This window comes from Streptomyces sp. NPDC043680 (assembly GCF_056436685.1).
The window spans coordinates 53,458-72,674 of the sequence record NZ_JBWKCE010000009.1 but is presented as its reverse complement, the minus strand read 5'-3'; the positions used below and the strand labels follow the sequence as shown (position 1 = coordinate 72,674).

25 protein-coding genes are annotated in these 19,217 nt (G+C 74.6%); 7 read left to right on the top strand and 18 right to left on the bottom strand.

What is annotated here, in order from left to right:
* Positions 1-59 precede the first annotated feature (59 nt).
* The 8 genes from AC0666_RS19800 to AC0666_RS19765 form a co-directional block, all read right to left on the bottom strand.
* Entirely contained in the window at positions 60-1,313 is a 1,254-nt protein-coding gene (locus AC0666_RS19800) for a glycosyltransferase (protein ID WP_478708034.1), read from the bottom strand.
* Complete coding sequence (locus tag AC0666_RS19795; RefSeq protein WP_478708033.1) at positions 1,310-2,272, bottom strand: glycosyltransferase; 963 nt, start codon at positions 2,270-2,272, stop codon at positions 1,310-1,312. The genes AC0666_RS19800 and AC0666_RS19795 overlap by 4 nt, the downstream gene beginning before the upstream one ends.
* The gene (locus AC0666_RS19790; protein WP_478708032.1) at positions 2,269-3,357 is read right to left on the bottom strand and encodes a glycosyltransferase family 9 protein; all 1,089 of its coding nucleotides are present in this window, start codon (positions 3,355-3,357) and stop codon (positions 2,269-2,271) included. The genes AC0666_RS19795 and AC0666_RS19790 overlap by 4 nt, the downstream gene beginning before the upstream one ends.
* Positions 3,354-4,058: a D-glycero-alpha-D-manno-heptose-1,7-bisphosphate 7-phosphatase gene (locus AC0666_RS19785; RefSeq protein ID WP_468579993.1), complete on the bottom strand. Its 705-nt coding sequence runs from the start codon at positions 4,056-4,058 to the stop codon at positions 3,354-3,356. Before AC0666_RS19785 ends, AC0666_RS19790 begins: the two co-directional genes overlap by 4 nt.
* Positions 4,055-5,119: a glycosyltransferase gene (locus tag AC0666_RS19780; protein ID WP_469156339.1), complete on the bottom strand. Its 1,065-nt coding sequence runs from the start codon at positions 5,117-5,119 to the stop codon at positions 4,055-4,057. Before AC0666_RS19780 ends, AC0666_RS19785 begins: the two co-directional genes overlap by 4 nt.
* Positions 5,120-5,124: 5 nt before the next feature.
* Positions 5,125-6,780 (bottom strand): carbamoyltransferase family protein, encoded by a 1,656-nt coding sequence (locus AC0666_RS19775; RefSeq protein ID WP_478708031.1) that lies wholly within the window; start codon positions 6,778-6,780, stop codon positions 5,125-5,127.
* Between the two features lie 36 nt (positions 6,781-6,816).
* On the bottom strand, positions 6,817-7,779 hold the full coding sequence (locus AC0666_RS19770; RefSeq protein WP_478708030.1) for an NAD-dependent epimerase/dehydratase family protein: 963 nt from the start codon (positions 7,777-7,779) through the stop codon (positions 6,817-6,819).
* 287 nt (positions 7,780-8,066) lie between these two features.
* The gene (locus AC0666_RS19765; RefSeq protein WP_356851185.1) at positions 8,067-8,342 is read right to left on the bottom strand and encodes an isoamylase early set domain-containing protein; all 276 of its coding nucleotides are present in this window, start codon (positions 8,340-8,342) and stop codon (positions 8,067-8,069) included.
* A 283-nt stretch (positions 8,343-8,625) separates the two neighbouring features.
* On the opposite strand from AC0666_RS19765, the gene AC0666_RS19760 reads away from it, so the two are divergent.
* On the top strand, positions 8,626-8,949 hold the full coding sequence (locus tag AC0666_RS19760) for a Rho termination factor N-terminal domain-containing protein (protein ID WP_468964864.1): 324 nt from the start codon (positions 8,626-8,628) through the stop codon (positions 8,947-8,949).
* 55 nt (positions 8,950-9,004) lie between these two features.
* On the top strand, positions 9,005-9,385 hold the full coding sequence (locus AC0666_RS19755; RefSeq protein WP_468580000.1) for a hypothetical protein: 381 nt from the start codon (positions 9,005-9,007) through the stop codon (positions 9,383-9,385).
* A gap of 130 nt (positions 9,386-9,515) precedes the next feature.
* Here AC0666_RS19755 and AC0666_RS19750 read toward each other — a convergent pair whose 3' ends face one another.
* Both AC0666_RS19750 and AC0666_RS19745 read right to left on the bottom strand, forming a co-directional pair.
* A complete protein-coding gene (locus tag AC0666_RS19750; RefSeq protein ID WP_478708029.1) occupies positions 9,516-10,199 on the bottom strand; it encodes a UdgX family uracil-DNA binding protein in 684 nt (227 codons plus the stop codon).
* 176 nt (positions 10,200-10,375) lie between these two features.
* Positions 10,376-10,798, bottom strand: a complete 423-nt coding sequence (locus AC0666_RS19745) for a VOC family protein (RefSeq protein ID WP_468964867.1) — start codon at positions 10,796-10,798, stop codon at positions 10,376-10,378.
* Between the two features lie 593 nt (positions 10,799-11,391).
* Here AC0666_RS19745 and AC0666_RS19740 point away from each other — a divergent pair.
* Positions 11,392-11,778: a hypothetical protein gene (locus AC0666_RS19740; RefSeq protein ID WP_468964869.1), complete on the top strand. Its 387-nt coding sequence runs from the start codon at positions 11,392-11,394 to the stop codon at positions 11,776-11,778.
* A 143-nt stretch (positions 11,779-11,921) separates the two neighbouring features.
* Entirely contained in the window at positions 11,922-12,596 is a 675-nt protein-coding gene (locus AC0666_RS19735) for a DUF6766 family protein (protein ID WP_468580007.1), read from the top strand.
* Here the strand turns inward: AC0666_RS19735 and AC0666_RS19730 are convergent.
* Positions 12,569-13,465, bottom strand: a complete 897-nt coding sequence (locus AC0666_RS19730; protein ID WP_478708028.1) for an oxygenase MpaB family protein — start codon at positions 13,463-13,465, stop codon at positions 12,569-12,571. The genes AC0666_RS19735 and AC0666_RS19730 overlap by 28 nt on opposite strands.
* Before the next feature lie 221 nt (positions 13,466-13,686).
* Entirely contained in the window at positions 13,687-14,247 is a 561-nt protein-coding gene (locus AC0666_RS19725; RefSeq protein ID WP_468964873.1) for a hemerythrin domain-containing protein, read from the bottom strand.
* A gap of 203 nt (positions 14,248-14,450) precedes the next feature.
* Here AC0666_RS19725 and AC0666_RS19720 point away from each other — a divergent pair, with 203 nt between their 5' ends.
* The 3 genes from AC0666_RS19720 (at position 14,451) to AC0666_RS19710 (ending at position 16,577) form a co-directional block, all read left to right on the top strand.
* Entirely contained in the window at positions 14,451-14,972 is a 522-nt protein-coding gene (locus AC0666_RS19720; RefSeq protein ID WP_468964875.1) for a hypothetical protein, read from the top strand.
* Positions 14,973-15,189: 217 nt separating this feature from the next.
* On the top strand, positions 15,190-15,393 hold the full coding sequence (locus AC0666_RS19715) for a cold-shock protein (protein ID WP_356853102.1): 204 nt from the start codon (positions 15,190-15,192) through the stop codon (positions 15,391-15,393).
* 377 nt (positions 15,394-15,770) lie between these two features.
* Positions 15,771-16,577, top strand: a complete 807-nt coding sequence (locus AC0666_RS19710) for a VOC family protein (protein WP_468580011.1) — start codon at positions 15,771-15,773, stop codon at positions 16,575-16,577.
* 16 nt (positions 16,578-16,593) lie between these two features.
* Here the strand turns inward: AC0666_RS19710 and AC0666_RS19705 are convergent, their stop codons facing one another.
* The 6 genes from AC0666_RS19705 to AC0666_RS19680 form a co-directional block, all read right to left on the bottom strand.
* On the bottom strand, positions 16,594-16,842 hold the full coding sequence (locus tag AC0666_RS19705; RefSeq protein WP_468964877.1) for a hypothetical protein: 249 nt from the start codon (positions 16,840-16,842) through the stop codon (positions 16,594-16,596).
* 147 nt (positions 16,843-16,989) lie between these two features.
* Positions 16,990-17,256 (bottom strand): DUF4235 domain-containing protein, encoded by a 267-nt coding sequence (locus AC0666_RS19700; protein WP_468964879.1) that lies wholly within the window; start codon positions 17,254-17,256, stop codon positions 16,990-16,992.
* Positions 17,253-17,543: a DUF3618 domain-containing protein gene (locus AC0666_RS19695; protein ID WP_468580014.1), complete on the bottom strand. Its 291-nt coding sequence runs from the start codon at positions 17,541-17,543 to the stop codon at positions 17,253-17,255. The genes AC0666_RS19700 and AC0666_RS19695 overlap by 4 nt, the downstream gene beginning before the upstream one ends.
* The gene (locus AC0666_RS19690; protein ID WP_468964881.1) at positions 17,540-17,971 is read right to left on the bottom strand and encodes a phage holin family protein; all 432 of its coding nucleotides are present in this window, start codon (positions 17,969-17,971) and stop codon (positions 17,540-17,542) included. The genes AC0666_RS19695 and AC0666_RS19690 overlap by 4 nt, the downstream gene beginning before the upstream one ends.
* Positions 17,972-18,065: 94 nt before the next feature.
* Positions 18,066-18,479 (bottom strand): CBS domain-containing protein, encoded by a 414-nt coding sequence (locus tag AC0666_RS19685; RefSeq protein WP_468580017.1) that lies wholly within the window; start codon positions 18,477-18,479, stop codon positions 18,066-18,068.
* Between the two features lie 133 nt (positions 18,480-18,612).
* Complete coding sequence (locus tag AC0666_RS19680; protein ID WP_468964883.1) at positions 18,613-19,089, bottom strand: MarR family winged helix-turn-helix transcriptional regulator; 477 nt, start codon at positions 19,087-19,089, stop codon at positions 18,613-18,615.
* Positions 19,090-19,217 lie beyond the last annotated feature (128 nt).

Here is a 19,217-nt window from a genome sequence, read left to right as displayed (position 1 = left end):
GGTCGGTGGGGACGACCGTGGGCCTGCGGCCGTCGGGGGACGGGAGGTGCAGCCGCACCTCACCCGGGACCGGCGACGGCGAGCCGCGCACCCAGCGCCGAGTGGTACGCCGACTCGGTCGCCGCCGCCACCCGGTCCCAGCCGTAGCGGCTCAGCACCCGGCGGCGGCCCGCCGCCCCGTACGCCCGGCGCAGGGCGGGATCGGCCAGCAGGGCGGCGACGGCGTCCGCCAGCGCCCGGGGATCACCGGGGGGCACCAACCGCCCGGTCTCGCCGTCGGCGACGGTGTCCAACTGCCCGCCGACGGCGCTGGCCACGACCGGCCTCCCGCACGCCATCGCCTCCAACGGCACGATGCCGAACGGCTCGTAGTCGGCCGGGCAGAGCACCACGTCGGCGCTGCGCATCAGCGCGGGCACCTCGTCGCACGGGACCCCGCCGAGGAACCGGACCCGGTCGGCCACCCCGGCGTCCTGCGCGAGGGCCCGCAGCCGGCGCACCTCGGGGTCGGTCCCGAGCCGGGCGGGCGGCGGGCCGCCCGCCACCAGCAGCTCCGCCTCCGGCAGCCGGGCGAGCGCGGCGATGGACACGGCGGCCCCCTTGCGGGGGACGATCCGGCCCAGCTGGAGCAGCCGGTACGGGTACGCGGCGGCGCGGTTCGCGACCGGCCCGTCGGGCCGGAACCGCTCGGCGTCGACCCCGCAGGGCACGAGGTCGGCCTTGTCGGCGGGGATCCCCATCAGGGCGAGCTCGGCGATCTCGTCCCGGCAGGTGGCCACCACGCGGTCGCAGCCCAGCCCCACCTCCCGCTCGCAGGCGATGCGGTCCGGCGGACTGGTGTCGGCGCCGCCCTGGTGGCGTCTCTTGACGGTGCCGAGCGCGTGGTAGGTGTGCAGCATCGGCAGCCCCAGGCGCCGGGCGGCCGGCAGCGAGGCGAGGCCGGACATCCAGAAGTGCGAGTGCACCAGGTCGGGGGTGCGGGTCCGCCACAGGTCCATCAGGTGGTGGCCGAATTCCCGCATGTGGGGGAGGAGTTCGTCCTTGGGCAGCGGCTCGGGGGGCCCGGCCGGGATGTGGTGGACCTCCACGCCGGGCCGTAGCCGATGTCGGACGGCCAGCTTCCGGTCGTCCCGCCGGGTGTAGACGGTGACCTGGTGGCCGCGGTCGGCCAGCGCCCCGGCCAGGCAGGCCACGTGCACGTTCTGCCCGCCCGCGTCGACTCCCCCCAGCGTGGCGAGGGGGCTCGCGTGCTCGGAGACCAGGGCGACCGACAGCGGGCCGCTCCCGGAGCGGGGAGTGGTGGGCTGAGTCATGACCGTACCTCCGTCATCAGGCGTTCCCAGTCGTCCAGGAAGCGTTTGAGGCCGTACCGCCCCAGGGCCGCCTGCCGGGCGCGGGCCCCGTCCTCGGCCGCGGCCCGCGGGTCCTCCAGGTAGTGCCGGGCGGCCCGGGCCAGGACCTCGGGACGGGTGGACAGGACGCCGGTGCCCGGCGGCACGGCCTCGACGGCCTCGGTGGTCGCCAGTGCCACCACGGGCATGCCCAGGTGCATGGCCTCCAGCAGGGACAGCCCCAGCGAGGTCCAGCGGACCGGGTGCAGGTACAGGCGGCGCTGCGCCATCGCCGCGTGGAGCTGCCGCTGCGGCAGCTCGTGGGAGGTGCAGCGGTCGGCGGCCAGGCCCAGGTGGGCGGCCAGGCCCTCGGTGCGCATGCCGAAGACGTCCAGCGGCGCGGCCCGCGCCAGATCGGGCAGCAGGTCGGTGCCCGTGTACCGGTCGCGCCGGACGGGCTCGTTGACGACGACGGCGGCCCGGGGGAGCCGCCCGGTGTAGAGGTGGCCGGGGTCGACGATGCCGTGCTCGATCACCTCGGTGCGGGTGCGTCCGCCGTCCCAGAACAGCCGGTTGAAGTGGGTGACGTGCACCAGCACCAGGTCGTCGCGGTCGGCGCACGGGTGCCGGGTGGCGGGCACGTCGCCGTCCGGTGCGTTGTGCTCCAGGTAGACCGCCGGTACGTCCCGTCCCGGCCGCCGCCCCAGCCAGCGCCGGGCCAGCTCCTCCTCGTGCGGCCGTTGCAGGACGACGAGGTCCACCGGGGTCCGGGCCAGCTCCTCGGGGCTCACCTCGCGGACCGAGTCCGGCCAGCTGAAGGTCTGGGCGCGCCCGAGCCCGTCGGGGCCCCGGTCGGGGGTGACGGGCACGAGATAGGTGTGCGGGCCCTGGACGAACGCGGTGGTCCAGGATCCGTGCACGTGCCAGAGCAGGATGTTCATGCGATCGCTCCTCGATCGGTCGGGCGCACGCCCGCGGCCCGGGCGGGACGCCCGGCCTCGGGACCTGAGGGACCGGGCTCCAGCAGCGCGGCCACCGCCGCGAGCACCTCGGCATCACCCACCGTGTCGAGGCAGGGGTGTCCGGTGACCGGGCACTCCCGGGCCCGGCTCCCGGCACAGGCGGCCTGCTGGTCCCCGAGCAGCACGTGCGGTACGCGGTACGGGCGCCAGCGCTCGGCCGGCACCACGGGGGCGAACAGGCAGACCACGGGCGTGCCGACCGCCGCCGACAGATGGGTGGGACCGGTGTTGCCCGCCACCACCGCCCCGGCCCCGGCCAGTACCCCCGCCAGCTCGTGCAGGTCCCGGGTGACGCCGCCGAGGTCGAGCCCGTGCCGGCCCGCAACGGCTGCGGTCAGCTCCTTCTCGGCGGCACTGCCGGTGATCACCACCCGGTGGCCGGCGCCGTGCAGCGCGGCCGCGGCGTCCGCCGCCCGCGCCGGGCTCCACGAGCGGGCGGCCACCGCGGCCCCCGGATGCAGCACCACGTACGGCTCGGGACCGGTCAGCCGGCTGGTGTCGGGAGGCGCGCACACGCGCAGCGCCCCGTCGTCGCCCTCCGGCAGCGGGAACCCGAAGTCCCGTGCCAGGTCGAGCGCGGCCTCGGCCTCGTGCCGGCCGGGCCGTCGGTGGTGCCGCAGAGCGAGCAGCGATCCGGGGTAGTCCTCGCAGTCGGCCGCCACCTGCTCCACCCCGGCGAGGGCGAGCAGCAGGGCGGCCGGAAGGGGGCTCTGGTGGTGGGAGACGAGGATCAGGGCGCGGTCGAAGCGGCCGGCCGCCAGGGCGTCCACCAGCAGCCCGCACTCCTCGCGCGAGGTCCGGCCCGGTGCCAGCCCGACCCACGGGGCCTCGTAGACCAGCACCTGGTCCACCCCGGGCAGCAGCCGCGCCGCCGGGGCGCCCTGCGGGCCGCACAGCAGGGCGGTGTGGGAGGACCCGGCCGCGACCGCCCGCACCGCCGGTCCGGACAGCAGCACGTCACCGGCACTGTCCAGGCGTACGACGAGGCTGCGCGGGGCGGTCACCGGGCACCGCCCCGGCCGGGCACCCCGCCGAGGGCCTGCGGGCCGCCGGGGGCTCCCGGGAGGCCGTCGGCGCCCAGGATCAGCCGGACGGCGGTCGGCAGGTCCGGCGCCGAGGCCTCGGCCGCCGCGATCTCCTCGGGCCGGGTCACCGGCGTCGGCACCAGGACGGAACGCGCCCCGGCGGCGCGGGCGGCCTGCACGTCGGCTCCGATGTCGCCCACCACGACGGTGCGCCGTGGCGCTGCGCCGAGCCGCTCGCAGGCGGCCAGGACGAGGCCGGGCGCGGGCTTGCGGCAGCCGCAGCCGGCCTCGGGGCCGTGCGGACACACCGCCCACAGGGCGAACGGGCCGAACAGGGCGTCCACGCGGCGTCGTACCGCCTGGACCTGCCGGCGGGTCAGCAGCCCGCGCGCCACCCCCGACTGGTTGCTCACCACGCCGACCGGCACGCCGAGCCCGCGCAGGCGGGCGACGGCGGCGCGGGCACCGGGCATGGGCCGCACCCGCTCCGGGTCGCCGTTGTAGGGCACGTCCACGACGAGGGTGCCGTCGCGGTCGAAGAGGACGGCGTCCGGGAGCGGGCCTGCGGTCGCTCCGCCCCGCCGGGTCCCTGCGCTGCTGCGCCCGTCCCACAGCCAGGGCCCGCCGCCGGCCGCGCCCCGGCCGCCCGGCAGCCGCCGCCCGCGGGCCCGCCCGCTCATGGCGCCACCTGCTCCCGTACGGGTTCCCCGGGCGCGGTGGGCCGGGCCGCGGGCGGCCGGGCCGGACCCAGCGGCCGGGCCCGGCGGTGCACGGCGTGGCCGCGCAGCCAGTGCCAGGTGGCCGCGGGCGGGATCAGCAGGCTGGTGGCCGCCATGGTGGCGACCTCGCGCCGGGTGCGGGGGCCGGGCGCGATCCGTGCGGCGGCGAATTCGGCGGTGCCCGCCAGCCAGCCGGTCGCGCACACCGCCGCGGCCGCGGGCCGGCCCAGCACGGCGCAGCACAGGGCCGCCGCGGCCGCCGTGCTCACCGCGAGGTGGCGGGGCAGCCGTCCGCGCGGGGCGGAGGCCCTGGACCACCAGCCGGGCCCGTGGAGGCGGCTCATCAGCACGTCGTCGGCATTGCCCGCCTGGAGGCGCACGGAGACCCAGCGGTCGGCGGGCCGGACCGGGTGCGTGGTGCGGCGGGTGCCGGGAGCCAGCGTCCAGCCGCCGTCCAGCAGGCGCAGCGCCAGGTCCGCGTCCTCGCGGAAGGCCCGCCGGAAGCGCTCGTCGAAACCGCCCGCGGCTTCCAGTGCCTCCCGCCGGAAGGCCATGTCCGCGGTGATCCACTGCGCGGTGGCCAGCCCTGCGGTGTTGCGCTCCCAGTCGGTGGGGCGGCGCCCGGGCGGCAGCGGCACCTCGATGCGGGCGGTGACCGCGGCGGTGTCGCGGGAGGCGGACGCCAGGTCGTGGGCGAGGTCCTCGGCCCAGGTCGGGCCGGGGACCACGTCGTCGTCCAGGAAGACGATCCACGGCGCCCGCCCCGCCGCGCGGGCCCCCGCGTTGCGGGCCGCGGCGGGACCCGCCGCCGCTCCGGCCACCACGGTGGTGAGCGGGAGCAGCGCCTCGGGGACGTCGAGGGCGCCGGGCGTGCCGTCGGCGCGGGGCCGGTCGTGGACGAGGACGACCCGCTGCGGCCTCGGCCCCGCGGACGAGGCCAGGGCCTCCAGGCAGGCGCGCAGGCTCGGCCGGCCGATCGTCGGGATGACCACGGCGTACGGGGGCGCCTGGTGCTGCGTCATCGTCCTCAATCTCCTTCCCCGGGGCGGTAGAGGCCGCCGCGCCGGATGGCGTACGGGCCGATGGCCAGCAGGTCGACCGGCGAGGAGCCGAAGCACTCCAGCGCGTCGCGGGGGTCGTCCACCATGGGCCGGCCGGCGGTGTTCAGGCTGGTGTTGACCACCACGGGCAGCCCGGTGCGCTGTTCGAAGGCGGTGAGCATGCGCGCGACGAGGGGGTCACGCACCGGATCGACGGTCTGGATGCGGGCCGTCCCGTCGACGTGGACGACCGCGGGGATGCGCTCGCGCCAACCGGGCGCGACGTCGTGGACGAAGAGCATGTACGGGCTGGGCAGCGGGCCTTCGAAGATCTCGGCCGCCCGGTCGGCGAGCACCATGGGGGCCACCGGCCGGAACTGCTCGCGGCCCTTGACGTCGTTCAGCCGCTCCAGGTTCCCGGCGTGCCCGGGGTGCGCCAGCAGGGAGCGGTGGCCGAGCGCCCGCGGGCCGTACTCCGAACGCCCCTGGAACCAGGCGACGATGGCATTGTCGGCCAGCGCCTCGGCTACGGTCGCTGCGATGTCCGCGGACCGCTCGAAGGGCACTGCGGCCGTCTTCAGCCAGGCGCCGAGCTCGGCGTCCGACCAGTCGCGGCCGAGGTCCGCCCCGGCCATTGGCTCGGGGTCCTCCCCCTCGCCCGCGGCGAGCAGCAGGGCCCCGCCGAGCGCGGTGCCCGCGTCACCGGCCGCGGGCTGGACCCACACGCGGGAGAAGGGGCCCTCGCGGGCGATGCGGGAGTTGGCCACGCAGTTGAGGGCGACGCCGCCGGCGAGCGTGAGCACGTCGTCATGGGTGCGGCCGTGGAGCCAGCGCACCAGGTCGAGCAGGGTCTCCTCCAGGACGGCCTGCGCGCTCGCGGCGACGTCCGCGTGGGCCTGCGTCCAGGGCTCCTCGGGGCCGCGCGGCGGGCAGTACTCGTGCCAGGGGACGGAGGTGGCACGGAATCCGCCGTCCCCGGTCGGGTGGACGTGGCGGCGCAGCTCGGCGAGCATCCGCGGGGTGCCGTGCGAGGCCAGGGCCATCACCTTGAACTCGTCGGAGGACCTCAGGAAGCCGAGGTGCGCGGTGAGTTCCTCGTACACCAGCCCGAGGGAGTGCGGCAGTTCCTGGGCGTGCAGCGGCTCCAGCCGGCTGCCGATGCGGCGTGCCGCCAGGTGCGAGGCGCGCTCCCCGCGCCCGTCGAGGACCAGCACGGAGCAGCGCTCGGCGTCCTCTGCGGCGAAGGCCCCGGACGCGGCGTGCGCCATGTGGTGGGGCACGAACCGGACGATCGCCGGGTCGAGCCCGGGCAGGGCGGCCGCCAGGAAACCGGGGGCCTGGCGGGCGTACGTCTGGCGCAGATGGTCCCAGGGGTCGTCCAGACCCATGGCCTCGGCGGGCAGGGCCAGGGCCGGATCGTAGGAGTACGCCACGAGGTCGAGGTCCTGGGGGCGCAGTCCGGCGCGGTGCAGGCACCAGGCGGCGGCCTGTTCCGGGAGTTCCCAGGCGGAGAAGGGCACCGGCCGCTTGCCGTGCTTGCGCCTGGAGAATCGTTCCTCCTCGGTGGCGGCGACGGTGCGGCCGTCGATGACGAGCGCGGCGGCCGGATCGTGGAAGAGAGCGTTGATTCCGAGAATGCGCATGGCTTCACTGGCCTTTCAGCAGGAGGGCGACCTGTGTCAGCTGTCGCCGTGGGCGCGGAACCAGTCGATGGTGCGGCGCAGGCCTTCCTCGGCCGCCACCTGTGGCTCCCACTGCAGCTTGTCCTTGGCCAGGGTGATGTCCGGGCAGCGCACGGCCGGGTCGTCCGTGGGCCGCTCGATGAAGGAGATCTCCGACTCGGATCCGGTGAGTGCGATGATCCGGCGGGCCAGTTCGAGCATGGTCAGCTCGTCCGGATTGCCGATGTTCACCGGCCCCCGCATGCCGTGCGCGGCCATCGCGAGGATGCCCGCGACGGTGTCGTCGACGTAGCACAGCGAGCGGGTCTGCAGGCCGTCACCCGTGACGGTCAGCGGCGCGCCCGTCAGGGCCTGCCGGATGAAGGTGGGCACGGCCCGGCCGTCGTAGCCCCGCATGCGCGGACCATAGGTGTTGAACAGGCGCACGATGGCGGCGTCGGTGCCCAGCGCCGAGGCGTGGGCCATGGTCAGGGCCTCGCCGAAGCGCTTGGCCTCGTCGTAGACGCTGCGCGGGCCGACCGGGTTGACGTTGCCCCAGTAGCGCTCGTTCTGCGGATGCTCGTGCGGATCGCCGTAGACCTCGGAGGTCGACGCGAGGACGAACCGGGCTCCTGTGCTGTGGGCGAGCTCCAGGGCGTTGCGGGTGCCGAGGCTGCCGGTCTCCAAGGTGTGGACCGGCAACCGCAGATAGTCCGCCGGGGACGCCGGGGAGGCCAGGTGCAGGACGAGGTCGGGCGGCCGGTCCACGCTGAACGGCCGAGAGACGTCCGCCTCGTACAGGGTGAAGCCGTCGCGGCCGGTCAGGTCGGCTATGTTCGCGTGCCGGCCGGTGCTGAAGTCGTCCACGCAGGTGACCGCGGTGCCCGCGGCCAGGAGGGCGGAGCACAGGTGCGAGCCGACGAAGCCCGCCCCGCCCGTGACGACGGCGTGCGACCAGCGCGGCGCAGGGGAACTGCCCATGGTGATCTCCTCGGGAGAGGGCGTGCGTACGGCGCGCCCCGAGGTGGGGCAGCGGCGCCGTCCCGCACCAGAAGCCGGAGGTGCGTGCGGCAGGAGACGCTCTCAGCGTGCCCCGTGCGCGCACTCCCGGCATTCAGGCTGCCGCATTCGGGTGACCACCCGTGGTCCGGGTACCCCGGCTCTCCCGGGGCGGCCCTGACGCGCCGGGGAGGCGCGTCGGGGCGGGTGTCCCGGGCGGGCGCCGGGCGGGCCGTCGTCCCGCCGGCGCCGGGAAGGCCGGCTCGTCCTCAGGTGTGGAGGTGGCTGTTCGTGCCGTCGTGACCGTCGGCGTGCTCGTCGTTGAACCAGTAGTCCCCGGCCGCCAGATAGCGGAAGGAGTGCGTCTTGCGCTCGGGGAGTTCAACGGTGACGGCCCGGTGGCCGTCCTTGCGGGGGGTCAGCACATGGACGCCCGGCTGCCATCCGTTGAAGTCGCCGACCACGCTGACCGGCCCGGGCGGCGTGTCCGCCGGAAGGACGAAGGTGATCTCGGTGCCGTTCTTGCGACGCTTGCGTTCGAGCACGTGAAGCCCCTTTGAAATGGCGGCCGATGGCGGCCGGAATGAGCCCGTCCACTGTGGCACCGGGGGTGGGGCTGCCACGGCGGGGCGCGGGGTCGCCACACGGTTTCACCCATACGCCCAACCCGTGCGGAAGAACACCTGCCTGACCGCCGCGCTCGGGGGCAGGCGGGGGAAGGACCCTTCGGGGAGGCCCGCACACCTCCAGGTGGCCGACCCGGCGTGCGGAAGCCGGCGGTTGCTCGCAGCATGGCGGTGCACCCTCCCCCCGAACAAGGAGACCCTGATGCCCCGAGGTTCCAGCGGCAAGCGCGAACGGCAGTACGAACACATCAAGGAGTCCGGCGAGAAGCGCGGCATGTCCGAGGACCGGGCGAAAGAGATGGCGGGCCGCACCGTCAACAAGGAGCGGGCACGCTCCGGCGAGGCCTCGTCGTCCAGCCGCAGCTCCACCCAGGGCAAGTCGGCCTCCCAGCGCGGAGGCCAGCGGTCCGGCGGCGGCTCCTCGGAACGCACCCGCGACGAGCTGTACGAGGAGGCGAAGAAGCGCGGCATCGAAGGCCGTTCCACGATGAACAAGCAGCAGCTCATGAAGGCCCTGGGGAACTGATCGGGCGGGTCCCGGCGGTCGTGCCGGGGCACCGGAGAGGAAAGGCGGGAAGCCCATGACGGGTGAAACGGGCCAGCCGGCCGGAGAAGTGGTGGTCACCGCCACCGAGTGCGCTCAAGAGGCCGGCCGCGCCGTCATCGACATGCTCGAACGCGCCTTTCCCCTGGATCCGGCCGCCCCGGCGGGCGGTGTCGCCACCGAGGCCGGCCCGACCGGGAGCGCCACCGTGTGGAGCGCGACCGTGGACGCCTCGCAACCGCCCCGCCCGATCGGTCCGGTGCCGCTGGACGGCACCGTACGGGTCGGGCTGCAGGGCGGTCCGAGGGCCGTGGACCACGTCCTGGCCTTCCTGGCGGATTCCTTCACGGTCGTCGGGAAGGGAACGGTCGCGGGCGACCAGGAGAAGGAGGTCGACGTACTGGTCCGCTCGGCGTGAACCGCACGTGCACCGCGTGGTCGTCAGCCGCGCCGGCACGGCGCGCACGGATCGCACCGCGGGCACGGCCCGTTTTCGGCGGCCGACGCCATTCCGGTGCGGTCGGGCGGGGATCGCACGCCGTGACGCCTCACTCCAGTGCGGTCGCGGCCACGGACAGGTCAGCGACCAGCCCGCGGTACGCCCCCTCCCGGTCGTCCGCCCGCAGGACCGCCGAGGGGTGCACCGTTGCCAGCAGCTGCCCGTGCCCCGTGCCCGGCTCCTCGCCGTCCAGCGCGGGCATCGGCAGCAGGACGCCGCGCCGCTCGCCCACGCGGAACGAAGAGCCGAACAACGCCTTGCCCGCCGTACCGCCCAGTACGACCACCACGTCCGGGGCGATCACGCGCAGCTCCGCCGCCAGCCACGGCCGGCACGCGGTCATCTCGCGCAGGCTCGGCGCCTTGTGGATCCGGCGCTTGCCGCGCGCGTCCAGCGTGAACTTGAAGTGCTTGACCGCATTGGTGACGTACGCGTCTTCCTCGCCCAGCCCGGCCTCCGCGAGCGCCTTGTGCAGCAGCCGTCCGGCCGGCCCCACGAAGGGCTCGCCCTGCCGGTCCTCCTGGTCGCCGGGCTGTTCACCGACCAGGACCAGCCGGGCACGCGCCGGTCCGGCGCCGAACACCGTCTGCGTCGCGTTCTCGAACAGCGGGCAGCCCCGGCAGTCGGCGGCAGCCCGCCGCAGGGCGTCGAGGCCGCCGCGCCGCGGCAGATAGGGGCTCGCGTCGTAGCCCTGCCCTTCGGGCTCTGCCCGGCCCCGCTCGCTCGCCTCCATCGCTCTACCCCCCGCTCCGGACGAGGTTCCCGCCCGCCGGCGGCCGGGTGTCTGCCTGGGTGATCACGGCGAGACACCTCCTTCGTGCGTGCTCGCATGGAGCTGTCCGACCCGGATGCCCGTCAACCGGCCCGTACCCGCCGTCCGCGCGCGCATGCCCGCGGCGTGCGCCGCCCTCACGGGCGGTACCGCAGCGGGTGGTCCGCCGGCACCTCCACGACGGCGATGCGCACCCCGTCCGGGTCGGCGATCCACATTTCGACCAGTCCCCAGGGCTCGCGCAGGGGCGGCCGCAGCACCTCCGCCTCCCGCTCCCGCAGCGTCTCGTACGCCGCCTGTACGTCGGCGACTTGGAGCCACAGCCGCAGCCCGGGGGCGGGCGGCTCGTCGCCGCGGCCCGACACCTCCAGGAACCCGCCGCCGAGGAAGTAGACCGTGCCCCGCTCGGGTCCGGTACCGAACTCCCGGTAGACGGCGAGCCCCAGGGTGTCGCCGTAGAAGGCGCGCGACCGCTCCGGGTCCGTCGGGCGCAGCAGGATCCGGCTGCCCAGGACGTGGATCCCGCTCCCACCGCTCTCACTCCCGCCCCCGCTGCTCATACTGCCGCTTCCCGCCGCTGCGGCGGCCGGGGGCGGCTCCCGGGAACCGACGCAGTGCCTTCGCCGCGCACCGCCGCGATGACGGCGTCGTGCAGACGACGGCTCGCGTAACCGGTCGGACACGGCGTGGGACTACCCGCCACGGTGAACCAGCGCGGGCCGCCGTGGGGGCGGACCGTCACGGCTGCCAGGCCGTCAGACCAGCTGGTGTGGATGTCCAGTTCCCCCCGGAGCACGCCCGCCTCCAGGGTGTCCACCCCTCCTCGGCCGGCGGCCACCGAATGCGTCGTCCACGATGCCCAGCCCATGGCACTCGCCTTCTTTCGTGGCCGCGGCGGAGGTACGCGCCCTCCGCCGCGGCGGATGTTCCGAGGAGCGGCTACCCGCACGCGGCGCAGGCATGCCGAGCGCTACAGAAATGACATCATCCCTGATATTTCAGTGATATTTAGGCTTGAACGAGCTGAATCCAGGATGAACCGTGTAGGAAGCGCTTCGATGGGTAGCCGCGCATCGTGCACACCATCTCCCGGGGGCACCGCACCCGCAGGGCCGCTGTCACGCGGGCGCCGCGGCGGCCGACTCTCGCCGTCGTGGCCGCGGCTCTCTCCGCCGCCGCCCTCCTGGCCGCATGCGGCACGGCGGACGAGCGCGGCGCCGACGCCAGGTCGGCGGCAGCGGCCTTCGAAGCCGCCGTGAAGGCCCGCGACTTCTCCGCGGCCTGCGCGGCACTGGCCCCGCAGACCCGCGCCGAGGTGGAGAGCTCGCAGGAGAAGGCGTGCGCGGCGGCGCTGGCCGGGATGGACCTGCCACCGGCGGGAGAGCCGGAGCAGGTGAACGTCCACGGCCGCCAGGCCCAGGTCGTCACCCCCGGCGACACGCTGTTCCTGTCGCAGTTCGGTGCCGCGTGGAAAGTGGTCGCCGCGGGCTGTGAGCCACAGGCCGGGCGGCCCTACGAGTGCACGGTGAAGGGCGGATGAGGAGCCATGCGTGCGCTGTTCGTGCTGTGCCTGCTCGTCGTGGTGGGCGGGGTGGTCTACTTCAGCGCCATCGGACTGATGCAGCGCTGAGTGCCCCGTGCGCTGAGCCCCGCGCCCCGGGGCGCCCTGAGGAAGGAGTGCGCATGCGCCGGTTTCTGCGGGACAACTCCCTCACCCTGGCCTTCGGGGTGGCCTTCCTGCTCGCGCTGGCCGGTCAGGCGATCGCGGGCTGCGCCGACTTCAACAACCACCTGGCGACCGACGGTCTCCAGCGGGTGAGCTTCCTCGCCTACCTGACCTCCTCGGACTTCGCGGTCGATGTGGCGGAGAACTGGCAGTCGGAGTACCTGCAGTTCTTCCTCTTCATCTTCGCCACCGTGTGGCTGCTGCAGCGCGGTTCCCCCGAGTCCAAGCCGCTCGACCGGGCCGGACCCGAATCGGACCGGAAGCAGAAGATCGGCAGGCACGCCGAGGACGACTCGCCGCGCTGGGCGGCGACCAGGGGCTGGCGCACCAGCCTGTTCTCCCGGTCCCTCGGCATCGTCATGGCCGTGCTGTTCCTGCTGTCCTGGACGGCCCAGTCCATCGCGGGCACCGCCGCCTACGACGAGCAGCAACTGCGCGACCTCCAGGACCCCGTCGGCTGGGGGCAGTACGTCACCTCCGCGGACTTCTGGTCGCGGACCCTGCAGAACTGGCAGTCCGAGTTCCTGGCCGTGGCCTCGATGGCGATCCTCTCCGTCTATCTGCGCCAGCGCGGTTCCCCCGAATCGAAGCCGGTCGGATCCCCTCACGACGCCACGGGAGTGGAGGGCTGAACCGCCACGGCCGGCTGGCTCATGGCCCACCGGATCCCGCCCGTGAGCAGCTTGCCGGCCGGTCGTACGCAGGCCCGCTCCAGGACGGGCGGGCAGGGGAACCCCAGCAGCTCGCGGGCCCACGGCGGCAGCACGGCCAGCGCGTTCGCCGCCAGCACCGCGTACGGGGGGCGTACCGCCCAGGGCAGCGGCGGATGCAACAGCAGGAACCTCGCCGCCTCGCGGGCCTCCCGGCTCGCGCGCAGCTCCGGCCGGTAGGCCGCCAGCCGCCGGTCGAGCGCGGCCCGGTCGCGCGGCGGGTCGCACACCCCCAGGGCCTCCGCCACCCGGGCGGTGTCGGCGACGTAGGCGTCGCAGCCCGCAGCATCCAGGGGACGGACCCCGTACAGCTGGTGAGCCCGCAGGAAGGAGTCGACCTCGGCCACGTGCACCCAGCCCAGCAGGTGCGGATCGGCCGCCCGGTAGGCCTGCCCGTCGGCGGTCACCCCGCGCACCCCCTCGTGGACGGCACGCACCCGGGCGACGGCCGCCTCGGCGTCCGCCGCCGTACCGAACGTGGTCACGGCCAGGAAGGTGCTCGTGCGCTGGAGCCGGCCCCAGGGATCCCCGCGGTAGCCGGAATGCGCCGCCACCGCGGCCATGGCCAGCGGGTGCAGCGACTGCAGCAGCAGGGCGCTCAGCCCGCCGATGAACATCGAGGCATCCCCGTGGACCCGGCGGACGGGGCGCTCCGGACCGAACCACCGCGGGCCCGGGGTGCCGTGGATCCGCGCGCGGTTCCTCGGCCCGGCAGGTCCCGCGACACGGGCGAACAGACCGCGGCCGAGCTGCTCCCGCAGCCGCTCCAGGGCGGGCGCCGACGCGTCCACCCCTCCATTGTCCCCGTCCCGCCCCCCCGGCCGCTCATGGGCAGCCGCAGCCGCAGCCGCAGCCGCCGGGTGGCCCCTCCGCGGCCCCGGCGGGCGGGAGGGCCCGGCGGCGGGCCCGTCACACGAGGCGGTCGTCCCGGCGGCCGGTCGGGTCCCGGCGCCCGCCGGCACCCCGTCGGGCGCGGCGTCACCGGTACCGGCCGGGGGGCCCGGGCCGTCGGTCAGGACTTGCCGCGGCCCGTCATCATGTCGCGCAGCCGGTCGACCATACCGACCCCCGGGGCGAGGAGCTTGTTGGCGGGCGGCTTGTCCGGGGCGGACGGGTGCGGGCGGGTCGGCGCGGTCTTCTTGGCGGTGCGCACCTTGTCACCCAGCTCGCCCAGCATCTCGGGCGTACAGGCGGTACGCAGCCGGGGGAAGAGGTTGTTCTCCTCGTCGGCGATGTGCTCCCGGATCTCGGTCATCAGCTTGACCATCAGCGTGTCGAAGCGGGGGTCGTCCGCTTCGCAGCCCTCCAGCTCCTTCATGGTGCGCTCGGCCGCCGCGTGGTCCTCAAGCTCTTTGTCCGCCATCATGTCGCCGTCCGGCAGCTGCTCGCGTACGGCCGGGTACAGGTACGACTCCTCCGCGACCGAGTGCCGCACCAGTTCGATGATGGCCTGCTCCGCGAGGGTCTTCCGGCGGGAGTCGCCGGAGGGCATCCCCTCGATCTTGCCGAAGATCTCTTCCACTTCCCGGTGGTCGGTGGTCAGCTCTGCGATGACGTCGCCGCCATGTCCCATCGCGTTCTCCTCGATCGGTGATCCGTGGTCCTGTCGGCTTCCCAATGAAATCGACGCCGGGGGACACGCCGGGGATTTGCCCCCTCCCGCGTGTCGGGGCTGTGGCCCAGGCCACCACGGGAAAGGGCCCTGCTCCATTCCAATTCGGGTGATACCGCCGTTATGGTGATGTACCACTCGTCAGACCGGCCTGGAGGCCCGCCGTGCCCACGGACTTCTCCCTGTCGCCCCTCATAGCGGCGACGGCACAGTGGCTCACCCGCGCCTACCCTTCCGGCCGGGGCGCCCTCGAACGCAGCCTCGCGGAGGTCCAGTCTCGCCAGGCCGTCACGCTCGCCGCGTGGCTGCGGTACCCGACGGAGCTCGACGTCCAGCTGGTCGCCCTGACCGGCCCGGGCGGTTCGGACCGGCTCGACTGGATCACCGGAGCGGACGCCCATACCACAGGGCCCGGCGAGCCGCAGGAGCACGCCTGGCGTTCCTGGGTCGACGAAGTGGTCGCCAGCTGGGCCGCCTGCCTGCTGAGCGTGCCGTCCCTGGCCGCGGCCGCGGCGCAGGCCGTGAGCGCGACGGACCACGTGGGGGCGCTCCCCGTCGCCTTCCGCCGGCTCACGGAGCCCGCGCCGGGCGACCGGCAGGCGGCGGCGCTCCTGCGCCATCCGGACCTGCTCGCGCCGATAGCCGAGCTGCACCGCGAGCCCCTCCTGACCCGGCTCGGCGCCTGAGCCTCCGTCCTCGCGCCGGCGCCGGTGCGCCAACCAGATGGTGGTAGTCCCTTCGGGTGAGCCCGCGCGGAGCGTCGCCTTTGTTCTCGGAGGCGGTCGGGTCGCGGTGTACCGTCCGCTCGGTCGCCCTGATCCGCCATCTGCCGGTGGGCCGGGGCGGCGCGTTGTGCCGTCCGCGCGGTGCGGATGGTGGACGTCGTAAAGGAGGACATCGGACATGGCTACGGGAACGGTGAAGTGGTTCAGCGCGGAGAAGGGTTTCGGGTTCATCGCGCAGGACGGTGGCGGCCCTGATGTCTTCGCCCACTACTCGGCGATCAACGCAGCGGGCTTCCGGGAGCTGCGCGAGGGGCAGGCGGTGACCTTCGACGTCACCCAGGGCCACAAGGGGCCGCAGGCGGAGAACATCACCCCCGCCTGACCGCCGGGGAGAGCGCGGCGGACGGCCGGGCGGCGGTCCCCCGGGCCTCGGGGGCCCGGGGGAGTGCCGAGCCGCCTCCCGGACACGGACACCGCGGGCACGCCGGGCGCCGTGATCGGCGTCGGCGGGCAGCTCGTGCCGTCGTCGAGGCGGTCCGGCGTGGTCCCGGCCTCCGAGTCGCCGGGGCTGCACGCAGGGCGGTTCCGCTTCCGGGCAGGCGTCGCCCCGCTCGTCCCGCCGCCCTGCGCACACGGCCGGCCGGTCTGCGCCAAGCCCGGACGCGCCGGCCCGGCGTGTGGCGCTCCGGGCTGGGCGGGGGTTCGCTAGAAAGGGCGGGGGGACGCGGAGCCCGCAATGTCTCGGCAGGAGAGGTGCGCATGACGGATGTCTTCGGAGCTCCGTGCTGGGTGAGTCTGACCGCCCGCGACCTCGAAGCGGCCCAGCGGTTCTACGGAGCCGTACTCGGCTGGACCTTCCGGCCCGGCCGTCCCGGCGAGGGGCTGGCCGTCGCCGAACTCGAAGGGGCGCCCGTCGCGGGCATCGGCGCCCTCGCCGGAGACCTGGCGGTTCCGGCGGCCTGGACCTCCTACTTCGCCGTCGGCAGCGCCGACGCCACCGCGGCCCGGATCCGGGAGCGCGGAGGAACGGTCGCCGTCGGCCCGGTCTCCTTCGAGACCGGCGGCCGCGGGGCCCTTGCAGCCGACCGGGAGGGCGCGGTCTTCGGCATCTGGGAGGGCTTCGTGTTCTCCGGCTGGCGGGTGGGCCACGGGCACGCGCCGGCCTGGCTGGAACTGCGCACGCGCAACGCCTTCGACGCCGCGATCTTCTACGGCGAGGTCCTGGAGTGGGCCAGCAGCCGACCCGGCGCGTGCCAGGTGTCCTACGAGGAGGACCAGGTCGTCCTGCGCCACGACGGCGAGGCGGTGGCCCGCCTGAACAGCGGGCCGGTCGAGGTCGCGGCGCTGCGCCCCCAGGCGCGGCCGCGCTGGCACGTGCACTTCCGGGTGAACCGGCTCGAAGGCGCGGTGCAGGCCGCCACCTCGCTCGGCGGGAAGACGGTCTCCGATCCCGAGCCCCGGGGCAGCCGGCACCAGGTCACGCTGCGGGACCCGGACGGCGCCCTCTTCACCCTCACGGAGAACGCCGACGAGGACGCCGCCTCCGGGGGCGCAGCACTCGACTGAAGGCCGGGCCGGCGGCTCAGGTCCCGAGGGCCGGCTCCGAGGCCCTGCCCGCCACCGCCGGTCCCGCGCCCGCCCCGCGGCCGTGCACCACGGCTCCGAAGGCTTCCATGCAGGCCGCGCAGTAGCGTTCCCCGGCACCGGCCGGGGCGGTCTTCGAGGCGGAGACGAGGGGGAGTCCGCACAACGTGCCCGCGGCCGCTTCTTTGGCCAGGACGTGCCAGACCGCCTCGCGTCGGTCTGCTGATGCGTAGCGCATCTCGTACATGGCCGCACCTTTCTGCGCTGGATCGGTGGGGGTCCGCTTTCCATGAGAGGACACGGCCGCCGAAGGAGCCAACCGGGATGGGCCGACAGGGGGAAAACCCGGCCCGGGGCGTTTGAACGCGCCCCGGGCCGAGGGTCCGTCTTCGACTCAGGCGGGCCACGTGCCGGTCAGGCGCTTGGCCGCCACCGCGCCGGAACGGTCGATCGCCGCTTTGACCGCGGCGAAGACGGCGCCCTGCAACGCGGCCGCGAGCAGGATTTCCCGCCACGAGCGGTCCTCGTCCGTGGCGTTCGGGGCGTCCCCCTCATGACCGAGCCGCTTCCACAGCTGCTTGAAGGCGAGCCCGGCGAGGGCGCCGCCCGCAGCACCCAGGGCGAGCCCGACCGGCTTGTAGACGATCTTCGAGGTCTTCACCGGCTGCTCCCTCCGGGGTGCCGCAGCAACATCCACAGGAGGCAGCCCGCCGCCGCACCCGCAGCCACGAGCCAGCGGTTGTCGCGGACGGTCCGGGCCGCCTTCCCCCCCGCCTCGTGCGTGGCGGCGACGGCACGGCCGCGGGCCTGCGCCGCCTGGGCCTTGAGGTCCGTCTTCGCGACCAGCGTTTCCACGGTCCGCCCCAGTTCCGCCCGGGTCTCGGCCACTTGGGCGCGCAGCTGCTCGCGGGTGGGCTGGGGTTCATGCCTCTGCGCTGTCCGGGTCATCGGTGCGCCCTCTCCTTGATCTCGACGAGGTCGGCCCGCACGCTCTCGATGGCCTGTTCGGGCATCGGCGGGCCGGCCTGGCCCACCTTCCTCTTGCCGAGGCCGCCGAGCACGGCCGCGAGCAGCAGCAGAGCGGCGGCGATGACCAGTGCGGCCGCCCACAGCGGCAGCACCAGGGCGAGCGCGATGATCGCGGTGGCCACCAGCGCCTGAAGGGCGAGGAGCGCCACGACTCCCGCGCCGCCGAGCAGCCCCCCGCCGATGCTCCACCTTCTGCCCTTCTGGGCCATCTCGGCCTGGGCGAGGCGCAGCTCGTCGTGAACCAGCTGCGTCAGCTGCCGGGACGCCTTCGAGACGAGTGCGGCCACCGACTCCTCCTGATCGGCCCTGCGGTCGGCCCGGTGGTCGGTACGGTCCATGAGATCCATCACCTGTCACCTGTTTCCTCAGTACGCCGAGAGGCGGCCAGGACGGTGGACCGGGGGCCGCCGAGCGGCTCCCCGTAGGCCACCGCTGTCCGCCTCAAGAGGACAGTGCCTCCAGGAGGTCACCGACCTTCGGTTCGGGCAGGGCGCGCGCGACATCGGCCTGGGCCACCATGCCGACCAGATCGTGGCCGTCGATCACGGGCAGCCGCCGTACCTTGTGCCGGGCCATGGTGTGCAGGATCTCCTCGGCGTCGTCGTCGGCCCCGATGGTGACCGCCTCGCCCTGGGCGAACTCGCCGGCCTTGCACTGGGCGGGGTCCTTGCCCGCCGCCAGGACCTTCACGACGATGTCCCGGTCGGTGAGCATGCCCTTGAGCTTGTTGTCGGTGCCACAGATCGGCAGGGCGCCGACACCGAGCCGCTCCATCTTCTTCGCGGCTTCCAGGACGGTCTCCTCGGCCCCGATGCACTCGGCGCCCTCGGTCATGATCTCGCGGGCAGTCGTCATGATCAGTTCCTCCCTTGTCGCTCCCGCATGCTTCGTGCCCTGCGCCTGCCCGGTCGTACGCGCCCCTAACGGCAGTTCGGCGGCCGGATGGCCGACCGCGCGACCACCCGGTGCCCCGGTCGGCTCGCCGGGCTCATTCCTCTGCGGCCGTGGCGGCGTCGAGGGCGGTGGTGAGGCGGTGGAGGCGGGCCTGGAGGTCGCGGATCTCGGCCAGGTCGAAGCCCGTCGAGGTCGCGATCCGGCGCGGAACCTCGGCCGCGCGGGCGCGCAGTGCCGCCCCCGCCTCGGTCAGGCTCGCGTGGACGGAGCGCTCGTCCTCGGTGCTGCGTTCACGGCGGATCAGGCCGGCGGCTTCGAGGCGCTTGAGCAGGGGGGAGAGCGTGCCCGAGTCGAGCCGCAGGTGCTGTCCGAGCTGCTTGACGGGCGTCGTGCCGTGCTCCCACAGCACCAGCATCACCAGGTACTGGGGATAGGTCAGGCCGAGGTCCTTCAGGACGACGCGGTAGAGACCGCCGAAGGCCCGGGTCGCCGCATTGAGCGCGAAGCAGATCTGGCCGTCCAGGCGGAGGAAGTCCTCGTCGCGAAGGGTGTCGGTGCGCTGCTCGGTCATGCGGGGAAGTCTACCCGTCAAGAGCTTGCGGGTCACTTAGTTGTGCACAACTGAATTGTGTGGTCTATTAGTGGAGGCAGTCGACGACCGGCTGCCGCGCTTCCCCCGCTCCGCCCTGTGAGAGGAAC